16 protein-coding genes and 1 pseudogene are annotated in these 17,871 nt (G+C 65.0%); 11 read left to right on the top strand and 6 right to left on the bottom strand.

All coding sequences use genetic code 11. The features are described 5' to 3' along the window. Window positions 1-11: 11 nt before the first annotated feature. Window positions 12-1,031, bottom strand: a complete 1,020-nt coding sequence (locus AC1DDG_RS13840) for an ABC transporter substrate-binding protein (RefSeq protein ID WP_476876495.1) — start codon at window positions 1,029-1,031, stop codon at window positions 12-14. 374 nt (window positions 1,032-1,405) lie between these two features. Between AC1DDG_RS13840 and AC1DDG_RS13835 the strand changes: the two genes are divergently transcribed. After that, window positions 1,406-2,269 carry an HpcH/HpaI aldolase/citrate lyase family protein gene (locus AC1DDG_RS13835; RefSeq protein WP_476876494.1) on the top strand — a complete coding sequence of 288 codons (864 nt, stop codon included), beginning with the start codon at window positions 1,406-1,408 and terminating at the stop codon, window positions 2,267-2,269. 197 nt (window positions 2,270-2,466) lie between these two features. Beyond that, window positions 2,467-2,691 carry a DUF3188 domain-containing protein gene (locus AC1DDG_RS13830; RefSeq protein ID WP_476876554.1) on the top strand — a complete coding sequence of 75 codons (225 nt, stop codon included), beginning with the start codon at window positions 2,467-2,469 and terminating at the stop codon, window positions 2,689-2,691. Here AC1DDG_RS13830 and AC1DDG_RS13825 read toward each other — a convergent pair. Both AC1DDG_RS13825 and AC1DDG_RS13820 read right to left on the bottom strand, forming a co-directional pair. Beyond that, a complete protein-coding gene (locus AC1DDG_RS13825) occupies window positions 2,679-4,370 on the bottom strand; it encodes a SulP family inorganic anion transporter (RefSeq protein ID WP_476876493.1) in 1,692 nt (563 codons plus the stop codon). The two genes, AC1DDG_RS13830 and AC1DDG_RS13825, sit on opposite strands and share 13 nt — an antisense overlap. Window positions 4,371-4,393: 23 nt before the next feature. Further along, window positions 4,394-4,786 carry an ArsR/SmtB family transcription factor gene (locus tag AC1DDG_RS13820; protein WP_476876492.1) on the bottom strand — a complete coding sequence of 131 codons (393 nt, stop codon included), beginning with the start codon at window positions 4,784-4,786 and terminating at the stop codon, window positions 4,394-4,396. Window positions 4,787-4,905: 119 nt separating this feature from the next. Between AC1DDG_RS13820 and AC1DDG_RS13815 the strand changes: the two genes are divergently transcribed. From AC1DDG_RS13815 to AC1DDG_RS13785, 7 genes and pseudogenes are all read left to right on the top strand, one after another. Continuing rightward, entirely contained in the window at window positions 4,906-5,367 is a 462-nt protein-coding gene (locus tag AC1DDG_RS13815; protein WP_476876491.1) for an FAS1-like dehydratase domain-containing protein, read from the top strand. A 2-nt stretch (window positions 5,368-5,369) separates the two neighbouring features. After that, complete coding sequence (locus AC1DDG_RS13810; protein WP_476876490.1) at window positions 5,370-5,807, top strand: MaoC family dehydratase; 438 nt, start codon at window positions 5,370-5,372, stop codon at window positions 5,805-5,807. A 14-nt stretch (window positions 5,808-5,821) separates the two neighbouring features. Further along, window positions 5,822-7,114 (top strand): MFS transporter, encoded by a 1,293-nt coding sequence (locus tag AC1DDG_RS13805; protein ID WP_476876489.1) that lies wholly within the window; start codon window positions 5,822-5,824, stop codon window positions 7,112-7,114. A gap of 34 nt (window positions 7,115-7,148) precedes the next feature. Next, complete coding sequence (locus AC1DDG_RS13800) at window positions 7,149-8,216, top strand: UDP-N-acetylmuramate dehydrogenase (protein WP_476876488.1); 1,068 nt, start codon at window positions 7,149-7,151, stop codon at window positions 8,214-8,216. A 51-nt stretch (window positions 8,217-8,267) separates the two neighbouring features. Next, complete coding sequence (locus tag AC1DDG_RS13795) at window positions 8,268-9,410, top strand: winged helix DNA-binding domain-containing protein (RefSeq protein ID WP_476876487.1); 1,143 nt, start codon at window positions 8,268-8,270, stop codon at window positions 9,408-9,410. Between the two features lie 432 nt (window positions 9,411-9,842). Next, window positions 9,843-10,877, top strand: coding sequence for an AAA family ATPase (locus tag AC1DDG_RS13790; RefSeq protein ID WP_476876486.1), 1,035 nt, complete (start codon window positions 9,843-9,845; stop codon window positions 10,875-10,877). A gap of 750 nt (window positions 10,878-11,627) precedes the next feature. Then, window positions 11,628-12,669: pseudogene (locus AC1DDG_RS13785) on the top strand (IS110 family RNA-guided transposase); the annotation flags it as partial. A 90-nt stretch (window positions 12,670-12,759) separates the two neighbouring features. Here the strand turns inward: AC1DDG_RS13785 and AC1DDG_RS13780 are convergent. Together AC1DDG_RS13780 and AC1DDG_RS13775 are read right to left on the bottom strand one after the other, a co-directional pair. After that, window positions 12,760-13,041: a winged helix-turn-helix transcriptional regulator gene (locus tag AC1DDG_RS13780; RefSeq protein WP_476876485.1), complete on the bottom strand. Its 282-nt coding sequence runs from the start codon at window positions 13,039-13,041 to the stop codon at window positions 12,760-12,762. Beyond that, window positions 13,038-13,442, bottom strand: coding sequence for a VOC family protein (locus AC1DDG_RS13775; RefSeq protein ID WP_056630246.1), 405 nt, complete (start codon window positions 13,440-13,442; stop codon window positions 13,038-13,040). The genes AC1DDG_RS13780 and AC1DDG_RS13775 overlap by 4 nt, the downstream gene beginning before the upstream one ends. Before the next feature lie 525 nt (window positions 13,443-13,967). On the opposite strand from AC1DDG_RS13775, the gene AC1DDG_RS13770 reads away from it, so the two are divergent. Then, window positions 13,968-15,224, top strand: a complete 1,257-nt coding sequence (locus tag AC1DDG_RS13770) for an IS110 family RNA-guided transposase (protein ID WP_476876484.1) — start codon at window positions 13,968-13,970, stop codon at window positions 15,222-15,224. Window positions 15,225-15,297: 73 nt separating this feature from the next. Here AC1DDG_RS13770 and AC1DDG_RS13765 read toward each other — a convergent pair whose 3' ends face one another. After that, a complete protein-coding gene (locus AC1DDG_RS13765; RefSeq protein WP_476876483.1) occupies window positions 15,298-15,783 on the bottom strand; it encodes a hypothetical protein in 486 nt (161 codons plus the stop codon). Between the two features lie 1,004 nt (window positions 15,784-16,787). Between AC1DDG_RS13765 and AC1DDG_RS13760 the strand changes: the two genes are divergently transcribed. After that, on the top strand, window positions 16,788-17,165 hold the full coding sequence (locus AC1DDG_RS13760; RefSeq protein WP_028275079.1) for a hypothetical protein: 378 nt from the start codon (window positions 16,788-16,790) through the stop codon (window positions 17,163-17,165). Window positions 17,166-17,871 lie beyond the last annotated feature (706 nt).

Raw genomic sequence — 17,871 nt, 5'->3', positions numbered from 1 at the left:
TCTTGCGGTGGTTACTTGGCAATGAGGCCGTTGAACTCGTTGGTGTAGAGCTTCTTGGGATCAAGGTCGTCCTTGATGATCCCGACAGACTTCAGGTAGTCGTTCCAGCGGGTGAAGTCCTCGTCCTTGATTTCGCCCTTGGCGGGCACGCCCACGCTCTTCCAGTACTGCAGAGCGGCGGGGTTCTCATTCCGGCCGCGCTCCTTGATGATCTTCGTGAAGCGCGCAATCACTTCCTCGCGGGGGGTGGTGCGTTCCCATTCGATCGCCTTCGCGACGCCCGTGGCGAACGTCCGGGTGGTGTTGGGGTTCTGGGCGATGAAGTCTTCGCGCAGGACGTACGGGCCGCCGGCGAACGTGCCGAACAGCTGCGAATCACTGAAGACGGACCGCAGCCCGCCGTTCGCGATGGCCTTGTCCTGAAGGATGCTGCCCAGCGAGCCGGCGTCCACCTGGCCGCGGCGGATGGCTTCCTCGGTGTCGTTGGGCGGGACCACCACGAGCTGGACCTGCTTGATCTCGTCGGCGGTAAGACCGTTCTTGCGGAGGTACGTGTTGATGACGGCTTCCGAGTGGGCGCCCAGGGTGTTCACGGCGATCTTCTTGCCGATGAAATCCCTGGCTGTCCGGATGGGGCTGTCCTCCTTGACGTAGAAGCCGTTGAAGGTCTTCTTGTCCTCGCCGTAGTAGTTGATGACTGCCTTGACCGGCGCCCCGGCCTCGATCAGTTTCACTACGGCTCCGGCGAAGGCCCCGCCGAAGTCCGTCTGCCCGGTGGCTGCCGACTGGATGTCCTGCGGGCCGCTGATGGTGTTGCCCACCCAGTTCAGCTTCACGTCGCCCAGGTAGCCGAGGTCTTGGGCGAGTTCGGGGAGGGTCACGGTGTTCGCCCACCCCTGGTAGCGGAGTTCCTTCACCTCGTTGGCTCCGGGTTCGCCTGTGCCGGCCACCGAGGGGCCGCCGCAGCCGGACACCGTCAGGGCGATGACGACGGCGGCCGCAGCACTCAGGATGGTCAGGTGTCGTTTCATGTGGGGTTCCTTCAGTGGATTCATGCTTGGCGCTGGGTGAATGGTTCGGTGCGGAGTGGATCAGTGCGGCGGGTTCACGGCGGCTGTCTTGCCGACCGTTCCCTGCCGGCCGCCGCAGCGGCCGATGGATCGATGTAAGCGCACTTCCGCGCCGCACGAAAGTGCCCGGTTCACGGCGGGAAACCCTTGGAAATCCGCGGAAATACGGCGAAATGAAAGGTCATGAGGCGCCCGGTTTCGTCAGGTGAAACCCTGTGACGGCAGGCATGCGGAGTTGCCCGCGGGACAATAGACTTCCGCTTTTGGTCGTATTGGTCGCCGCCGGGGACCGGTCATCTTCGCCTTACCGGGCGCGGGCCGGATACGGTAGAAGCATGACGTCTTCTTCCACCGCCGAGATCACCCGGCACGAACGCAACATCCCTGCCGAAATCGCCCGTTCGTGGCTGCTGGTCAATGCAATGAAAACTGAGCTCTTCGACCAGTCGGCGGTGTCCCGTGCGGATTCCGTCATTCTGGACATCGAAGATGCGGTGGACCCCTCGCAAAAGGATGCAGCCCGCGACAACGTGGTGAACTGGCTGACCGGCGGTGGCCAGGCCTGGGTCCGGATCAACGACGCCACCAGCCCGTTCTGGGCGGATGACCTCGCGGGCCTTCGCGGCACCCCGGGTCTCCTGGGCGTCATGCTGGCCAAGACTGAATCGGCGGACCAGGTCACGGAAAGCTTCCACCGCATGGACGGCAAGACGCCCGTCATCCCCCTCGTGGAGAGCGCGCTCGGCATCGAGGAAGCCAACCACATCGCCAAGGCCCAGGGCGCGTTCCGCCTCGCCTTCGGCTCCGGCGACTTCCGCCGTGACACCGGCATGGCCGCCACCCCCGAAGCCATGGCCTACCCGCGCGCCAAGCTCGTGGTGGCCAGCCGCGTCGGCAACCTGCCCGGCCCCATCGACGGCCCGACCGTCGGCACCAACCACCCGATCCTGCGCGAGCAGACCGGCATCACCGTGATGATGGGCATGACCGGAAAGCTCTGCCTCGCCATCGACCAGACCAGCGTCATCAACGAGGTCATCAGCCCCACGCCGTCGGACGTCGCCTGGGCCACGGACTTCATGGCCGACTTCGAAGCCAACGGCCGCGTGATCCGCGACGGGTCCGACCTGCCGCGCCTGGGCCGTGCCGAAAAGATCATGAAGCTCGCGGTAGCCTTTGGCGTGCAGCCGGCGCTGTAGCCCGCACCAGCATTTCCAGGAGACCCCGTGACCGATACCCGCTATCTGGTGCACGGGGTCTTTTGGGAGGGGCCTCCGGCGGCTTTCGCCGGCACCCGCCCCGGTCTCCGGCTGTGCGGACGGTGGCAAACACTGCCTCGGTCATGCCAGGGTCTTTTGGCCCACGGAGTGCGGGCACGGACTAGTAGACTGTCATGGTGCTGAACGAATTCTGGGCCGTTGCGCCCGTATCCTACAAAATCCTGGTTTTCAGCGCGATGGGCCTGATCGCCGCCGGAATAGTTCTCAACATTGCCGGCTACGCCGCCCACATTCAGGGCCTCATGGTCGCGTCGCTGCCGGTGATCGGCGTGGGCCTGCTCCTGCACGTCGTGGCGCTGGTGATCCGCGGCCAGCACGTCAGGAAGAGCTACAAGAGGTAGCCTGCGTTCCTTCGGACATGGCTGCGCGCGTGCTCTATCGCCGCCGGCAGGTCGGTGAAGAGGTGCTTATGGTGGCGCAGGGACCGGATGACACCCACGTTCGTGACCAGCGCCAGGTGCTCGGGCCGTACGCCCTTCAGCAGCACGGTGATGCCGCGCAGCTCCAGGGCAGCGATGACCTCCACCAGTGCGTGGGCTCCCGTGGCGTCCAGCAGCCGCACCTGAGACAGCCGGATGACCGCCACCTGGATGTCCTTCACTTGGCTGATCTCCTGCAGGATGCGTTCAGCCGCGCCGAAGAACATCGCGCCTTCGAGCCTAAAGATGGCAATGTGGTCGTCGCCCTCGACCGGCTTCTCTGCAATCTGCTCGCGGCGTACCCCGCTGAGCGAAGCAAACTTCCGCAGCGTCAGCAGTGCCGCGGCCGCCAGCCCGATCTGGATGGCAACAATCAGGTCAAAGGCCACCGTGATGACCGCCGTCAGGACAAAGACGGCGGCGTCCGCGCGGGTGGATCGAAGGATGGCGTTGACAGTGCGGGTTGAGACCATCCGTGTGGCTGTCACCATCAGAATCCCGCCCAGCACCGCCAGCGGAATTCTGCCCACCAGCCTTGCCGCGAGGTAGATGATGGCAAGCAGCACCAGGGCATGGACGATGGCCGACACCCGGGTCCTGGCGCCGGAGCGAACGTTGACGGCCGTCCTGGCGATGGCGCCGGTGGCCGGCATGCCGCCGAACAGCCCGGCCGCGATGGAAGCCAGCCCCTGCCCGGTGAGTTCGCGGTCCGGGCTGTAGGGGCCGCTCGGCCTGCTGTCCGGTCCGGCCATGCCGGACGCAACGCGTGCTGACAGCAGGGACTCGATCGCCGCCAGCGAGGCGATGGCTACGGCAGGCATCAGCAGCCCGCTGAGCGCGCCCGGGTCAAGAGACGGCAGGCGGGGCGCCGGCAGGGAATGGGGGAGGGTCCCGATGCGGGGGATGTCCAGGCGTAGCAGTTCCGCCGCCACAGTCACCAGCAGCACCGCGATCAGGCTTGCGGGAAGGGACTTGTGAAGCTTGGATGCCACCAGCATCACGGCGGCCACGGCTGCGACCACTGCCAAAGTCTGGATGACCATCGGTGACCTGGCTTCCGCGGCTGCCTCGACTGCTGCCAGAAGCGTGTTGTGTCCGGGAAGCCCCGCTGTGCCGGTGGCCAGCGGCACCTGCTGGAGGAAAATGATGGCTGCGATGCCCAGCGTAAAGCCCTCCACCACGGGCCAGGGGATGAACGCAACGGCCCGCCCCAGGCCGCTGATCCCCAGTGCACAGACCATCAAACCGGCCAGCAGAGTCACGAGTGCGACGCTGCCGGGCCCGTGGGCGGCCACCACAGGGGCCAAGACCACCACCATGGCGCCAGTGGGGCCGGACACCTGCACATTGGATCCGCCCATGATTGCCGCCACCAAGCCCGCCACCACGGCCGTGATCAGTCCTGCCTCGGCACCCACGCCTGAACTGACGCCAAAGGCTAGAGCCAGCGGAAGGGCCACGATGCCTACGGTGATGCCGGCAAGAAGATCTGTCCGCCAGGAGGAGCGCAGACCGTCATAGTCGCGCCCGGACGGAAGGAACTTCCAGAGGGCCGATTTCAGCCCGGCCCTCCGCAGCTGCGCCTTGTCTGGCCGTTCCATGCCTGCCGTTTCCGAGCCGGCGCTCATGCCGAGGGGCCGGCGGGGTGTCCGCTGGGCAGGTGCGTGCTGGGCAAATCCTGCGCAAGCCGGAGCTGCTCGTTTGAATCCGCAAGGGTGTCCAGCAGGAATGCCCGGGCGATGGCCAGGAGCTCGGCGATCTTGGGGTGCGCGATGCGGTACGTCACCACGTTCGCTGAGCGGACGGACGTCACCACCTTATGCCGGCGCAGTGTTGCCAGGTGCTGGGACAGATGCGAGGCTTCCAGGCCTGTTTCGGACAGGAGGAAGCTCACCGGGGCGGCGGTGTCCGGGGCGGCCGCCAGCAGCTCGAGGATCCGGATCCGCGCCGGATGCGCAAGCGCCTTGAAGAGGTTCGCCTTGATTTCGTACAAGGGTGCCTGGGCTGCGGAAATCATCGTGACCTGCCGTTCCTGTTCAGGCCGGCCCGTGGCCCGAATTGATGGAATGATGAATTCATCATATCACTCGGCGGGTAACAGCCGGCTGTGGAGGGGGAAACGATAGGCTTGAGGCCATGACTATCAATCCGGATCTGCAGGGTCGGAGCTACCCTGCCGCAGAGGTGTACGACGTCGGCCGCGAGAAAATCCGCGAGTTTGCCCGCGCAGTCAAGGCCACGCATCCCGCCCATTTTGATCTCGACGCCGCGCAGGCCCTGGGCCACCGCGATCTCGTGGCTCCGCCAACTTTTGCGATCATCATCGCACAGCGCGCCGACGCCCAGCTGATCGAGGATCCCGAGGCCGGCATCGACTTCTCCCGCGTGGTCCATGCCGACCAGCGATTCACCCACCACCGCCCCATTTTCGCAGGTGACCGCCTGGTGGCTGAGCTGCACGTCGACGGTGTCCGTGCCATGGGCGGCGGTGCCATGATCACCACCCGCGCGGAGATTTTCGCACTCACCGATGCAGACGGGCGGGAGCCTGTTTCCACCACCAAGTCATCCATCCTGGTCCGCGGAGAGGGACAGTAACCATGAACCCCACTTTCGAAGAACTGAGCGTTGGCCAGGACATCGGCACCCGCAGCATCGGCGTCACCCGGCAGGACCTGGTCAAGTACGCGGGCGCCTCGGGGGATTTCAATCCCATTCACTGGAACGAGGCCTTCGCCACGGGCGTGGAGCTTCCCGGCGTCATCGCGCACGGCATGTTCACCATGGGCGCTGCGGTGCAGCTGGTGACCGACTGGGCAGGCGACCCGGCCGCCGTCGTCGACTACCAGACCCGCTTTACCAAACCGGTGCTGGTCACCGACACCACCGGAACCGCCGACGCCGGAGCCGTGATCGAGGTCAGCGGAACCGTCGGCTCGCTCGACGCCGAGGCGCGCACCGCACGCGTGGACCTCGCCGTGGTCTTTGACGGGCAGAAAGTCCTCATGAAGGCCCAGGCCCTGGTCAGGGTGTCCTGAAACGTGATGCGTTCTTGAGCTCCACAGCCGTCCAGGCGCCGGAGGTCACCCACTGGCGAAATGCGGTGGTGGTGGCCTACGCCGCCAGCGGCATTGCCTTCGCCTCCTGGGTCTCCCGGCTGCCTGCCATCCGGGACGGCCTGGACCTTACTCCGGGGACCATCGGGCTGCTGCTGCTCTGCATGACGGCGGGCTCCTTTCTGTCGGTGTCCGCCTCGGGACTGATCGTGCTGCGGCTCGGGTCCAAACGGACCATCCGGACCGGCAGCATCATGGTGGGCATCGGACTTGTTCTGGCCGGATTCGGAACGTCGGTGCTGGCCAGTCCGCTGGCGGTTGCCGCCGGACTGGCCGTCATCGGGCTGGGCACGGCGAGCTGGAACACGGCCTCCAATGTGGAAGGCGCCGCGGTGGAGCGCGCCGTGGGACGGCACATCATGCCGCGCCTGCACGGCGCATTCAGCCTCGGAACCGTGGCCGGCGCAGGCCTTGGGGCCTGGGCGGCCGGAACCGGCGTGCCGGTGTTCTGGCACCTCGCCGCCGCGGGCCTGGTGGTTGCCGGTTCGGTGACGACGGCGGCCCGCTGGTTCCTCGCGGACGTCACCCCGATTGGACGGGACTCCACGTACCGGCAGGACACCTTCGAAGACCCCATCACGGGCCCGATCCCCGTCATCCGCCAGGGAGCCGAGACAAGCGAGGCCCCGCTGGACAACAAGCGCAAGATCGCCCAGGCCTGGCGCGACAGGCGGACACTGCTGCTGGGTGTCATGGTGCTCGGCCTGGCGTTGGCCGAAGGCGCGGCGGGGGACTGGGTGGCGCTGGCGCTTGCCGACGGCCACCACCAGTCGGACGCTGCCGGTGCGGCGGGCTATGGCATCTTTGTCACGTTCATGACGGTCGGCCGGTTCGCCGGAACCGTGGTGCTGGACCGGTTCGGCCGGGTTCCCGTGATGCGCTGGTGTTCGGCGCTCGCCGTCGCGGGACTGGCACTGTTCGTTTTCGCGCCAGTTCCGTGGCTGGCCTACACCGCCCTGGCTGTGTGGGGACTTGGCGCGTCGCTCGGTTTCCCGGTGGGAATGTCCGCCGCCGCCGACGACCCCGCCAAGGCAGCTGCCCGGGTGTCCGTGGTCTCCACCATCGGCTATGGAGCTTTCCTGTGCGGGCCGCCGCTGCTGGGCCTTCTGGCCGAGCACGTCGGGATCCTGCACTCCCTGCTTGCTGTCATGGCTGTGCTGGTGGTGAGTTTCCTGCTGTCACCGGTGGCGCGGAAGGAGCCTGGCCCCCGGCGGGCGCAGGCACAATAACTGGCGGGGCGGCAATCCAAGTTAAGCTGGACGGGTGACTCCCACCATGCTTTCCGATCTGACCACGGCTGCCGTCGGCGGCCCCGCCGGCAACTATATCGAGGCCCGCACGGAAGCGGAGATCATTGACGCGGTGCGGACTGCCGACGCCTCCGGGGAGCCCCTGCTGATCATCGGCGGCGGATCCAACCTGCTGATTTCCGACGACGGGTTTCCCGGAACCGTCGTCAGGATCGCCTCCGAGGGGTTCACCGTCAACGCGGAGGATTCGTGCGGCGGCGTTGCCGTGGTGGTCCAGGCCGGCCACAACTGGGATGCCCTGGTACAGCATGCGGTGCTGCACGCGTGGTCCGGGATTGAGGCGCTCGCCGGCATCCCCGGAGCCACGGGCGCCACCCCGGTGCAGAACGTGGGAGCGTACGGATCCGATGTTTCGCAGACCATCGCCGCCGTCCGCACCTGGGACCGGGAACGCAGCGCCGTGCAGACATTCACCAGCTCCGAGCTCAAGTTCGGCTACCGGGACTCCATCCTCAAGCAGACTACCGTTAACGGCTCCCCGCGCTACGTGGTGCTCACCGTCGAGTTCCAGCTGCCGCTGGGCCGGATGAGCGCCCCCGTCCGCTACGCCGAGCTGGCCCGGGTCCTCGGCGTCGAGCAGGGCCAGCGGGCCTACTCCAACGACGTCCGCCGTGAAGTCCTCCGGCTGCGTGCCTCCAAGGGCATGGTCCTCGACCCGGCAGACCGAGACACGTACTCCACGGGCTCCTTCTTCACCAATCCCGTCGTCTCCGCAGAGGTGGCGGCAGGGCTTCCGGAGAATGCGCCGCAGTATCCGGCCGGATCGGACGGCCTGGTGAAACTTTCCGCGGCGTGGCTGATCGACCAGGCCGGGTTCGGCAAGGGCTTCGGGCTGGAGCCCGGAAGCGTTTCCGGTGGCAGGGCTTCGCTGTCCACCAAACACACCCTGGCCATCACCAACCGGGGCTCTGCCAGCGCCGCCGACATGGTGGCGATCGCGCGGGAGGTGCGGGCCGGCGTCGTCGGGCGTTTCGGCATTGAACTTCACCCGGAGCCGCTGCTGATTGGCGTGGAGCTCTAAAGCCGTGGTTGCTGCGCTGACCTGACTTGCCGGCCGTCCTAGGATGGGCTCATGGCATCGGTGGCGCGGACACGGGTTACGGCAAAGATTCTCGGCCGGCTGCGGCTGGCCTCGCAAGGGCTGCTGGGGGAGAGGCTCGCCGGCGTTCCGGAGGCTGTCCGCCGGATGACGGCGATGCAGGCCCAGGACCTTCAGGCCGCGCTGTGGGCCGTGGGCCTGCGGGTTCCGGGCGCGGGGCTCAGCGACGTGCGGGCCGCCCTGGACGCGGGAACCGTGGTGCGATCGTGGCCCATGCGCGGCACCCTCCACCTGCTGGCACCGGACGATCTGCGCTGGATCCTGAACATCACCACGGCACGGCTGGTCCAGGGCATGTCGAGCCGGCACCGACAGCTGGAGATCACCGGCAGCGACGTTGACGTCTGCCGGAAGGTCGCACTGGACCTCGTCTCCGGCGGGCGCGGGGTTTCCGGAGGGCGGGACGTTACTGGAGTGCAAGGCGCCACGCGCGGGGAGCTGTTCGCGGCCTTCGACGCTGCCGGCCAGCCTCCCACTGGGCAGCGTGGCATCCACCTGTTGGGTCTGCTGTGTCAGAGCGCTTCGCTGGTGCCCGGGCCGCTGGACCGGAACCAGCAGAAGTTCGTGGCGTTCGACGACTGGATCACCTCCTCGCGGGACCTCGGCCGCGAAGAGGGCATTGCCGAGCTGCTGCTGAGGTACCTGCGCAGCCACGGGCCTGCGACGGTGCGGGACTTTGCCTGGTGGTCCGGCATTCCCCTGACAGAGGTCCGGGCCGCGCTTCCTGCCGTCAGTGGAGAGCTCGTGGAACTGGAGTTTGGCGGAACAAGTTACTGGCTCTCACCCGAGACAGCCGCGCTGCTCGACGACGTCGTGGCCGGCCAGCGCACCGTCCTTGCCCTGCCGGGGTTCGACGAATTTGTCCTCGGGTACACGGACCGGAGCCTGGTGCTGCCGCCGGAGCATGCCCAGAAAATCGTTCCGGGCGGCAACGGGGTGTTCAAGAAGGCGATCGTGGCCGGCGGCGAGGTGGTCGGCACGTGGGCGAGGCACGGGACCGTGCGCAGTGTCTCGTTCGTTCCGGTGCCGTTCGATGACTCCAAGCCCCTAGGCCCGGCGACCTTGGCAGGGTTCACCAGGTCCGCCGCGCGGTACGAGAGGTTCCTCGCGTCCTGAGGCCTCGCGGGTGCTGGCCCAGCAGCCGCCCCGCCCCGTCTCTTCCCGCCGATAACGCTGACGCGGGCGCACGACCGGCCGCCGCCCGCATGACTGGCCCGGTTGCGCGGGATGAAGCCGGCGCGTGCGCGCGTCGTGGATATCTCCTGGGAAAAATCCCCGCTGGACCAGTAACCTCCGCAGCGACGACGCTGCACCACAGATTTCCTCGTGCTGAGGGAAAAACTGAGGCCGGCCTCTAAGGGGCTGGCCTCACCTCTTTAAACGCTGACTAAAAGGGCCTCGCTGCGCTCGGGCTGTAGAAGCGTTTTTCTGTTTTTTGCTGCGGTCCTGCGGATCGTACGTGCCCGCGTGAATACTACGACCAAAAGGGAGTTGATACGGGTGAGGCCAACCCCACCCCGGTCGGGAATCGAGTACTACAGTGGATGCATGGCTGGCAGCCGCAATCCGCTCGACGACCTGCGCGAAACCATCGGCCATCTGACCGATCAGCTCAGGCTGCACGGTTCGGAGCGCGTTGACGACCTAGTCGGCGATCTCATCGGTGCGAGGCCGGGCCCGGCCCGGCCGCTGTCCGAGGTGCAGGCCGAGCTCGACGCGCTGGTCGGACTGGAGACCGTGAAGGAACAGGTGCGGGCGCTCGTCGCACTGCTCCAGGTCCAGGCCCGCCGTAAGGCGCACGGCCTGCCGGAGGTGGCCACATCACAGCATCTGGTGTTCCTCGGAAATCCGGGCACGGGCAAAACCACTGTGGCGCGGCTCCTGGCCGAGATGTACCGCGCGGTCGGTCTGCTGCAGAAAGGCCACCTGGTCGAGGTCGACCGTTCGGGCCTGGTGGGGCAGTACGTCGGCGCGACCGCCATCAAGACGGACCGGGTGATCCGGCGTGCGCTGGACGGCGTCCTGTTCATCGACGAGGCCTACGCGCTGGCCCCGGAGGACGGCCGGATGGACTTCGGTCCCGAGGCGATCGAGGTCCTGCTCAAGCGGATGGAGGACCACCGCCACCGCCTGGTCGTGATCGTGGCCGGGTACCCGCGGCTGATGGAGTCCTTCTTGCTTTCGAACCCCGGACTGCGCTCCCGGTTCGCCCGCGAGATCACGTTCCCCGACTACTCCGTCGACGCACTCCAGACGATCTTCCACCAGATGCTGGCCCAGCACGAGTACACGCTGGAGCCGGGTGCGGACCAGATCCTGCGCCGCATCCTCACCGGGCTCCACGCGGGCGAGGACTCCGGCAACGCACGGTTCGCCCGCACGCTGTTCGAGCAGGCGCTCAACCGCCAGGCGCTGCGGCTCTCGCTCGACGAGGAACAAAGTCTCGACGCGCTCGATCGTGAGGCCGTCATGACGCTCACCGCGGACGACATCGTCGAGGCCGCGCTGGCCTTGGGCGAGGAGCCGGAGCCGGAACCGACCCCGGAACCGGAGCAGTCACGCTGGTGGCGCTGGCTGGTCTGACCGGATCTGCGGCGGCTGTCAGGCGAAGGCCCGTCCCGCCCCCGAGCGGGAAAAAGCACAACTATTCCACTGACGTGCAACCCGAGGACAGCTTTCCTACCCACCCCAAGCTTGCTCGCTACGGCCCTGGACCCCCAACGGTCAGTCCACTTTCAGGGAGCAGTTCACTATGGGGTTGGCCTCACCTCTTTTAAAGACTGCTCTTTTAAAGACTGCACAAAAGGACCTCGCTGCGCTCGGGCTGTAGAAGCGCTTTTTCTGTTTTTTGCTGCTGTCCTGCGGATCGTACGTGCCCGCTCCACCGGCTCAACCGTCCAGAGGACGGCTGCACACCGGATGGATCGTGTCGGCGCTGCGCTTATTTCCTCCCACAACCATCCGCTGCTTGCCCTTCGGGTTGCCCGGGCTCCGTCGGGCACAGCTACGCGTTGCTCCGCCAGCAGGCAAAAAACAACTGTGAGTCTTTACGTGGCTGGTCTGGGACTAGCTGGCAGTGTTGATGTCGGTCGTTCTGCCCGGTGCGTGACTCGAAAAAACAATTGCCCTTGAGGGTGCGATTCCCCCGATTTGTCCGCGCTGGGTGGAGCGGTCGGCGTTGATCTGTCCCACGTCGGTGGCTTGATTAGAAGCTTGCCCAGCCTTTGAGGTTGTGGCTCATCACAGTTTTGCCTCGGAGTGACTCTTCCCAGGTCCGGCGCCGGTCGTGCTGCGACCTGTCTTGTCCATTCGAAAGGAAGGAGGGTGGCCCCGTTGACTATCGTTGCGCAGACCCGCCCGTTCGTCATCGGCGTGGACTGTCACGCCCGCACCCATACTTACGCCATCATCGAGGCCAGCACTAAGCGACAGGTCGCGTGCGAGCAGTTCCCGACCACCTCGGCAGGGATTTCACGCGCACTTACCTGGGTAGGCCGAAGGACAGACGGCGATATGGGGTGTCTGTGGGCTGTTGAGGGTATCGGCTCCTATGGGGCCCGTCTGGCCAGGGCGGTAACGGACGCCGGTTACGACGTCGCCGAAGCTCCACGTATGAACGCCCGAGGCCGTCGGGGGCTGGGCAAATCGGACCCATTGGACGCCACGGCCATCGGAGCCGCTGTCCTGGGCTTGGAGGAGTCCCAACTACGGGTTCCGCGACGGGATGAAGGAACCCCTGCCGGGCTCAGGATCCTGAGTGCAGCCCGGGATCAACTGACGCGGGAACGAACAATGAATGTAAATGCACTTATTGCCCTCCTCCGGGCACATGATCTTGGAATCGATGCCCGTAAACCTCTGGTTCCCGCCCTGATCAACGCGATCACCAGATGGCGGGAACGGCAGGAGCAGATGGAACTAGCGATTGCGCGGGGGGAAGCGGTTCGGTTGGCGCGCCGCGTTCTCGAAGTGACCACTCAGCTGGCTGCTAATCAGAAGCGCATGACTGAACTGATTCAGCAAAGTCCCGCCGCCTCGCTGTTGGAGAGGGTGGGCGCCGGGCCGTTTCAGTCGCTGCTGTCCTGACGGCTTGGTCGCATCCAGGAAGGGTTCGCAGCGAAGCTGCCTTCGCGTCACTGGCAGGGGTGAATCCCTGCCGGCCTCAAGTGGTAACACTGTCCGGCACAGGCTCAACAGGGGCGGTGATAGGCGACTCAATCGTGCCCTGCACACCATCACCATGACGCGGATGATTCACCACCCCGGAACTCGGGAGTACGTCGCCAAACGCACCCAAGAAGGCCGCGGCTACCGCGAAATCCGAAGATCCCTCAAGCGCTACCTTGCCCGAACCCTCTACCGTCAGCTCAACACCCTTTACGCCTCTATGGATCCAGCCCGCCCAAGTGTTGCAGGGGCAGAGCCCAGCCAACTCGTCGGAGCGTATCGCGATTCCGCGCCACGCCTAGGCATCATCGCTGCCCCAGCGTCCTAGCGCGATGATCGCCTCACGCAAGGCAAGCCCGCGATCGGTCAGCGCATAGGCCCGGGTGTTGTGCCGGAGGGGCAGACGGGACAGTACCCCGGCCGCTTCGAGCTCGCGCAGGCGGGTCGCGAGAATGTTCGTCGGCACTCCGAGGTCGCGCTGCAGATCGCCGTAGCGCTGCGGCCCGTCGAGCAGCCGCTCCACGATGAGCAAGGCCCACCGTGCTCCAACGATATCGAGGGCCGCGGCGAGGTCGCTCACTCGGTCGGATCGGCGTCCGGTTTCATCCAAAACGGCGAGTAGTGGTAGCCGTCGGGGTCGTCGAACTGGCGCTGGTACATGAAGGGGTAGTCGTCGATATCACCGATCCGCCCGCCGGCGGCACCGGCGCGCTCGACGAGCTCATCGACCGCCTGACGGCTGCCGAGGTCGAACGAGACCGTGACCTTCGAGGGCGTATCTGGTCCGCCGACCAGCTCCTCGGCGCCGCCGACGCTCGCATACATCTCGCGGCTGCCGAGCATGACGTACTGCTCGGGCGCGATCGCGAAACATGACACGTTGTGATCGGACATTTCTGGGTTGAGGGTCCAGCCCAGGGCGGTGTAGAAGGCGGTCGCGCGCTCGACGCTCTCGACCGGGCAGGTGATGAAAAGGCTCATGTGGCTCATACTTGCAAAATACAAGTGTGACGTCAAGATCTCGGCCGCACGGCCCGCAACTTGCAGGAGTGTAGGAGCACGTTCAGAGGTACGGGCGAGTAATAGGGACCAGGCCGTGCGTTGACTTTCAGCGGTAAATGGCGGCGTTTTGGCGACGCTATTTGTCGCGCTCCCATGGGCCAGCTAAAAATGTCTCGAAACCCTTGGGATTTGAGACACCGAGGTTTCGAGCTGCGGAGCCGCTCCGCGGCGTTGTGGTCTTGAGAAAACGGCCTTGTGGTTGGGTTGGTGGCGGCGGATGATGGCGGTGCCGCGGTCGACGCCGCTGTGTCTTAGTGCTTAGAGCCTGTTTTCGAGCGTGGTGTGGAGGGCTTCCACGGGAACCGTGGATTGGTGCCGCAAGCCCAGCAGCCTGGGGTTTGAAGAGCCCGTTTAGTAGATTCCCGAATCATTTCCCCGCCCTTCCCGCGGCACCTGGCACCACCAGCCGGTGGGTGCTGTTGGACCGGATGCGAGGAGTAGATGATGGATATCGTGCACGAGCGTGCCGCCGGAATGGATGTCTCCAAACGCGATGCGAAGGTCTGCATCCGGATTCCAGGAGCGCGGGCACGAACGTCCAGTAGGACGGTGACCACATATGGCGCGACGACGAACGAGATCGTGCGCCTGCGCCGTGATCTGGAGGCGGCCGCGGTGACGGTGGTGGTGATGGAGGCCACCGGTGACTACTGGAAACCGTTCTACTTCCTGCTGTCGGAGTCGCTGAATGTGCAACTGGTCAATGCTAAAGCTGCGCGGAACATCCCGGGGCGGAAGAGCGATGTTTCGGACGCGACGTGGCTGGCGGAGCTTGCTGCGCACAACCTGCTGCGGGCCAGTTTCGTGCCGCCCGAACCGATCCGCCAGTTACGGGATCTGACCCGCACGCGGTCGAACCTGACTCATGAACGCACCCGCGAATACGCACGACTGGAAAAAGGACTGGAGGACTCCAACATCAAATTGTCCTCGGTAGCCAGCCGGCTGAGCACCAAATCCGCCCGCAGCATCCTCGATGCTCTCATCTCCGGAGAACGTGATCCACAGACCTTGGCTTCGCTGGCGCACGCCTCCATGCACCGCAAATCCGCGGCCCTGGTCGAAGCCCTCACGGGCCGCTTTACCGACCACCACGCATTCATGGCGCAACTGCACCTGGACCGCATCGACCAGATCGAGGCGACCCTCCAAGTCCTCGACGGCCGCATCGACACACTGATCGAGCCCTTTTCCTTAGCCCGGGAGCTGCTGATGACCGTCCCGGGGATATCAAAGAATGTCGCTAACGTCATCATCGCCGAGGCCGGCGTCGACATGACCGTGTTCGACACCGCGGGCCATCTGGCATCGTGGGCGGGAGTGTGTCCGAGCCAGAACGAGTCCGCTGGACGAATCAAATCCACCCAAACCCGACCCGGCGACCATTACCTCAAAGCCGCACTGGGGATCGCAGCGATGTCCGTCTCCCGATCAAAAACGACCTATCTCGCCGTCAAGTACCGTCGCATTCAGTCCCATGCCGGTGCCCTGCGTGCCGTAGTCGCTCTCCAACGCACGCTGCTCGTCATCGTCTGGAACATGCTCCACGACGGAGTCGCCTACGACGAACTCGGCATCGATCATTACGACAAAACAAACCCCGAACGCGCCAGAAAACGCCTCCAACGCCGAATGCTTGCGCTCGGATTCGAGCCCAACCTCACCCCCATTTCCGCGGGGAGCTCACCTTCGTTTTCTTAGTAGACACCTCGGTGAAGAGTAGGGCATGGCTTCAGCTGTCCCGTAAGGGGATCCTCCAACGGGCGCTCGACACCTAAGCGAGCTCGACCTGGCACCTTCTGCCGGTCGACTCCCCGTGGAGCGTGAAATCGAGGCTGAGAGTACGAGCATTTTTTGGCGGCTTCGGTAGGAAGGTCCAGGATGCCGCCCATTCAGTCCCGTCCCCGGCAACTTGCCCGGACGCGCAGTGATATTCAGTTCCAGCGTCGTCTGAAACAACCACCTTGATCGGTTCCAAGGCCATCACGCCGGGCATGATCGGACCGTCCCCGGCAACCTCAGGGCCATGTTCCTTCCTCTGCTCAACGCACCGGAGGCGGGCTTCGACAAAGCTTTGGTTGCGATGGGCGGTCTCATGGCTCCGAACCCCCTCAAGGTTGACCCTTATGCCAGGTTCATCTTGCGCCGCTGCGATTTGGTTTGGTGTTGGGTCTGTAAGTTCGACGCCCGCGAAACGCACGGCAATGCCATCGCTTTCGGCAACAATGAGATCAGCGGGAGCAGAGACAATCGTCATCATGAGAGCCAGCCTAGCTTCCGTAAACCCTCATGAAAGCTTCGCGGCCGCGCCAGTAAGCGCGTTAGCCGATCCTCTACAGGGCGCTCCGGTCACCCAGCGCCTTAGGTGAAGGTGTCAACAAAACCCGGGTCATTCTCAACGTGTCGAAGGTTGAACCTGTGACGGGTGATTGTGGCCGGGGTTGTGGGTCAAATACGGGACGGACTGATTACGCGGCGGGCTGCGGTTTGCGGTCAACGGGGGAGCGTCCCACTGTGGCTGTCCCGTTGCAAGGCAGTTTTGACACGTTGGTCCGATTATCCGTTGTGCCATTCCAGCAGCGTTTTCGCAACAGGAGGAGTCGCGGACAGGCGAGGATGTAGGCATGAGTTCACAAATGCCGATTGCTGTACGAGCCACCGCATATTGGAAGACGCGTCGTTGGTTTAAGAGTCGTTATCGCAGCATCCGGTATGACGCGCGATTCGCGGACGGGCACGAGGAAAATGGCGTCGATTTGAACGCCGTTCTCCAGGGAGCCCGTTTCCCCGCGGACTACTGGAGTACGGTAAACGGTGCCGACCATGCGTGCCCGGAAGAAGGTACCGGAGCCTGGGTGGACTACCCCTACGGCCGGCCGCTTTAGAACACCCTGAGTACTGGGGGTGTTTCCCACCATGGGTGTCCCGGTTCCCAGGAACTGGGACACCCGCCATTGAGGTGCGAGTTTTGCGCGGAGTGGATCACAAGCCGCAGGTTGATGCGGCACCACGGTGGCGCGTTAAAGGTTCGGCTAGCGGGCACCAAGCGTGCGGTGATCGACCGTCTAACGGGCGGTCGCAACCTGGGGACGGCCCACCGATGTCATTTTCCGAAGTCGTCTGCACGGAACGTCGGGAGTCCTCTGCACTACAGGAACGGCTCATCTGGGGCGGGGCGGGTCGAGCAAGGATCCAGCGGGCCCGCCTGATTGGTGGTGCGGTTTGGCTAATTCGTTGGTGAGGCGTGCATGCCACAATGAGGCCATGACTCGAATCCTTATGATCGGCATCCACGCGCGAGCCCTCGACTATAGCAAGTTGCCTCCTGGCCTCGACGAGGCCACGATGACCGAACGGATCGAAGCGGGGTTCGGGGCCACTACGGCCGCCGGCTTCGACGCCGTCAACTGCCTGATCGGCACCTCCCCGGACGAGGCCGAAGCAGAGATTCGCTCGGCGTTCGGTCGTGATCGTTTCGGCCTCGTGATGATCGGGGGCGGCATCAGGATGATCCCGGAGTACACCGAGCTCTTCGAACGGATCATCAACGTGTGCAATGCGGAATCGCCCGGAATCACCTTCTGCTTCAACACATCGCCCGAGACGACTCTGGACGCGTTGGAGCGTCACGCCCAGCCGTGAACGTCTGCGACGCGATCCGGTGCGTCGACTAGCCTCAGCGTTTCGTGTCGGCGGTCATGAGATGCGCCTGCTCACGTGCGGCTGCGATGTATTGGGAATAGGTGCTCGCCTTACGGGCACTGTTGCGACACGGAGCGACCAAAAAACGCCGCCACAGAACGACCAACTCCACACGTGCAGTGTTTCGTGCAAAGGTCAGTGTCGGCGTTCCGCGAATTGGCGCGGCGTCAGGAGCCGCGGACGATGCGGTGTGGCCAGCGCACGAATACGACCGTTACTGGTCACGCTCACTCGCGGCGGCGCCCGGTAAAGGATCCTCGAACGGGTCACTCCGGTGGTCCCTTTGCGCCCGGGGCGCCCGCCTCTGCCGTGCGGTCAAGGAACCTGGGGGGCCGCCCCCTAACCGACCCGCAGGAGGCCGTTGACAACACCATTGAGCCTACTTCGGATTGAGTGGCAGCACCTGGACGCACCCGCCGAGCTGAGGCGCCGGGTGCTCGCCACCCTGGCAAGGGCCGACACACAAAAGCGGCCCCGCACCGCATGAGCGGACCTGAGCCCCTGTGTGTCAGGCTCTTGTGTGACAGGTTTCTGTCTGCACCGGACGCGGCACTCGGGCGGGGAAGGTCCATGATGGATTTTGTTATTCCTGTCCGCCAGTCGAATCGTCACTTCACTGTTGACGAGAAAAACGCGATTTTGGATG

Source organism: Arthrobacter sp. 10L430 (assembly GCF_056395245.1).
The sequence above is the reverse complement of the archived record's forward strand: the minus strand, read 5'-3'. Positions and strand labels throughout refer to the sequence as shown.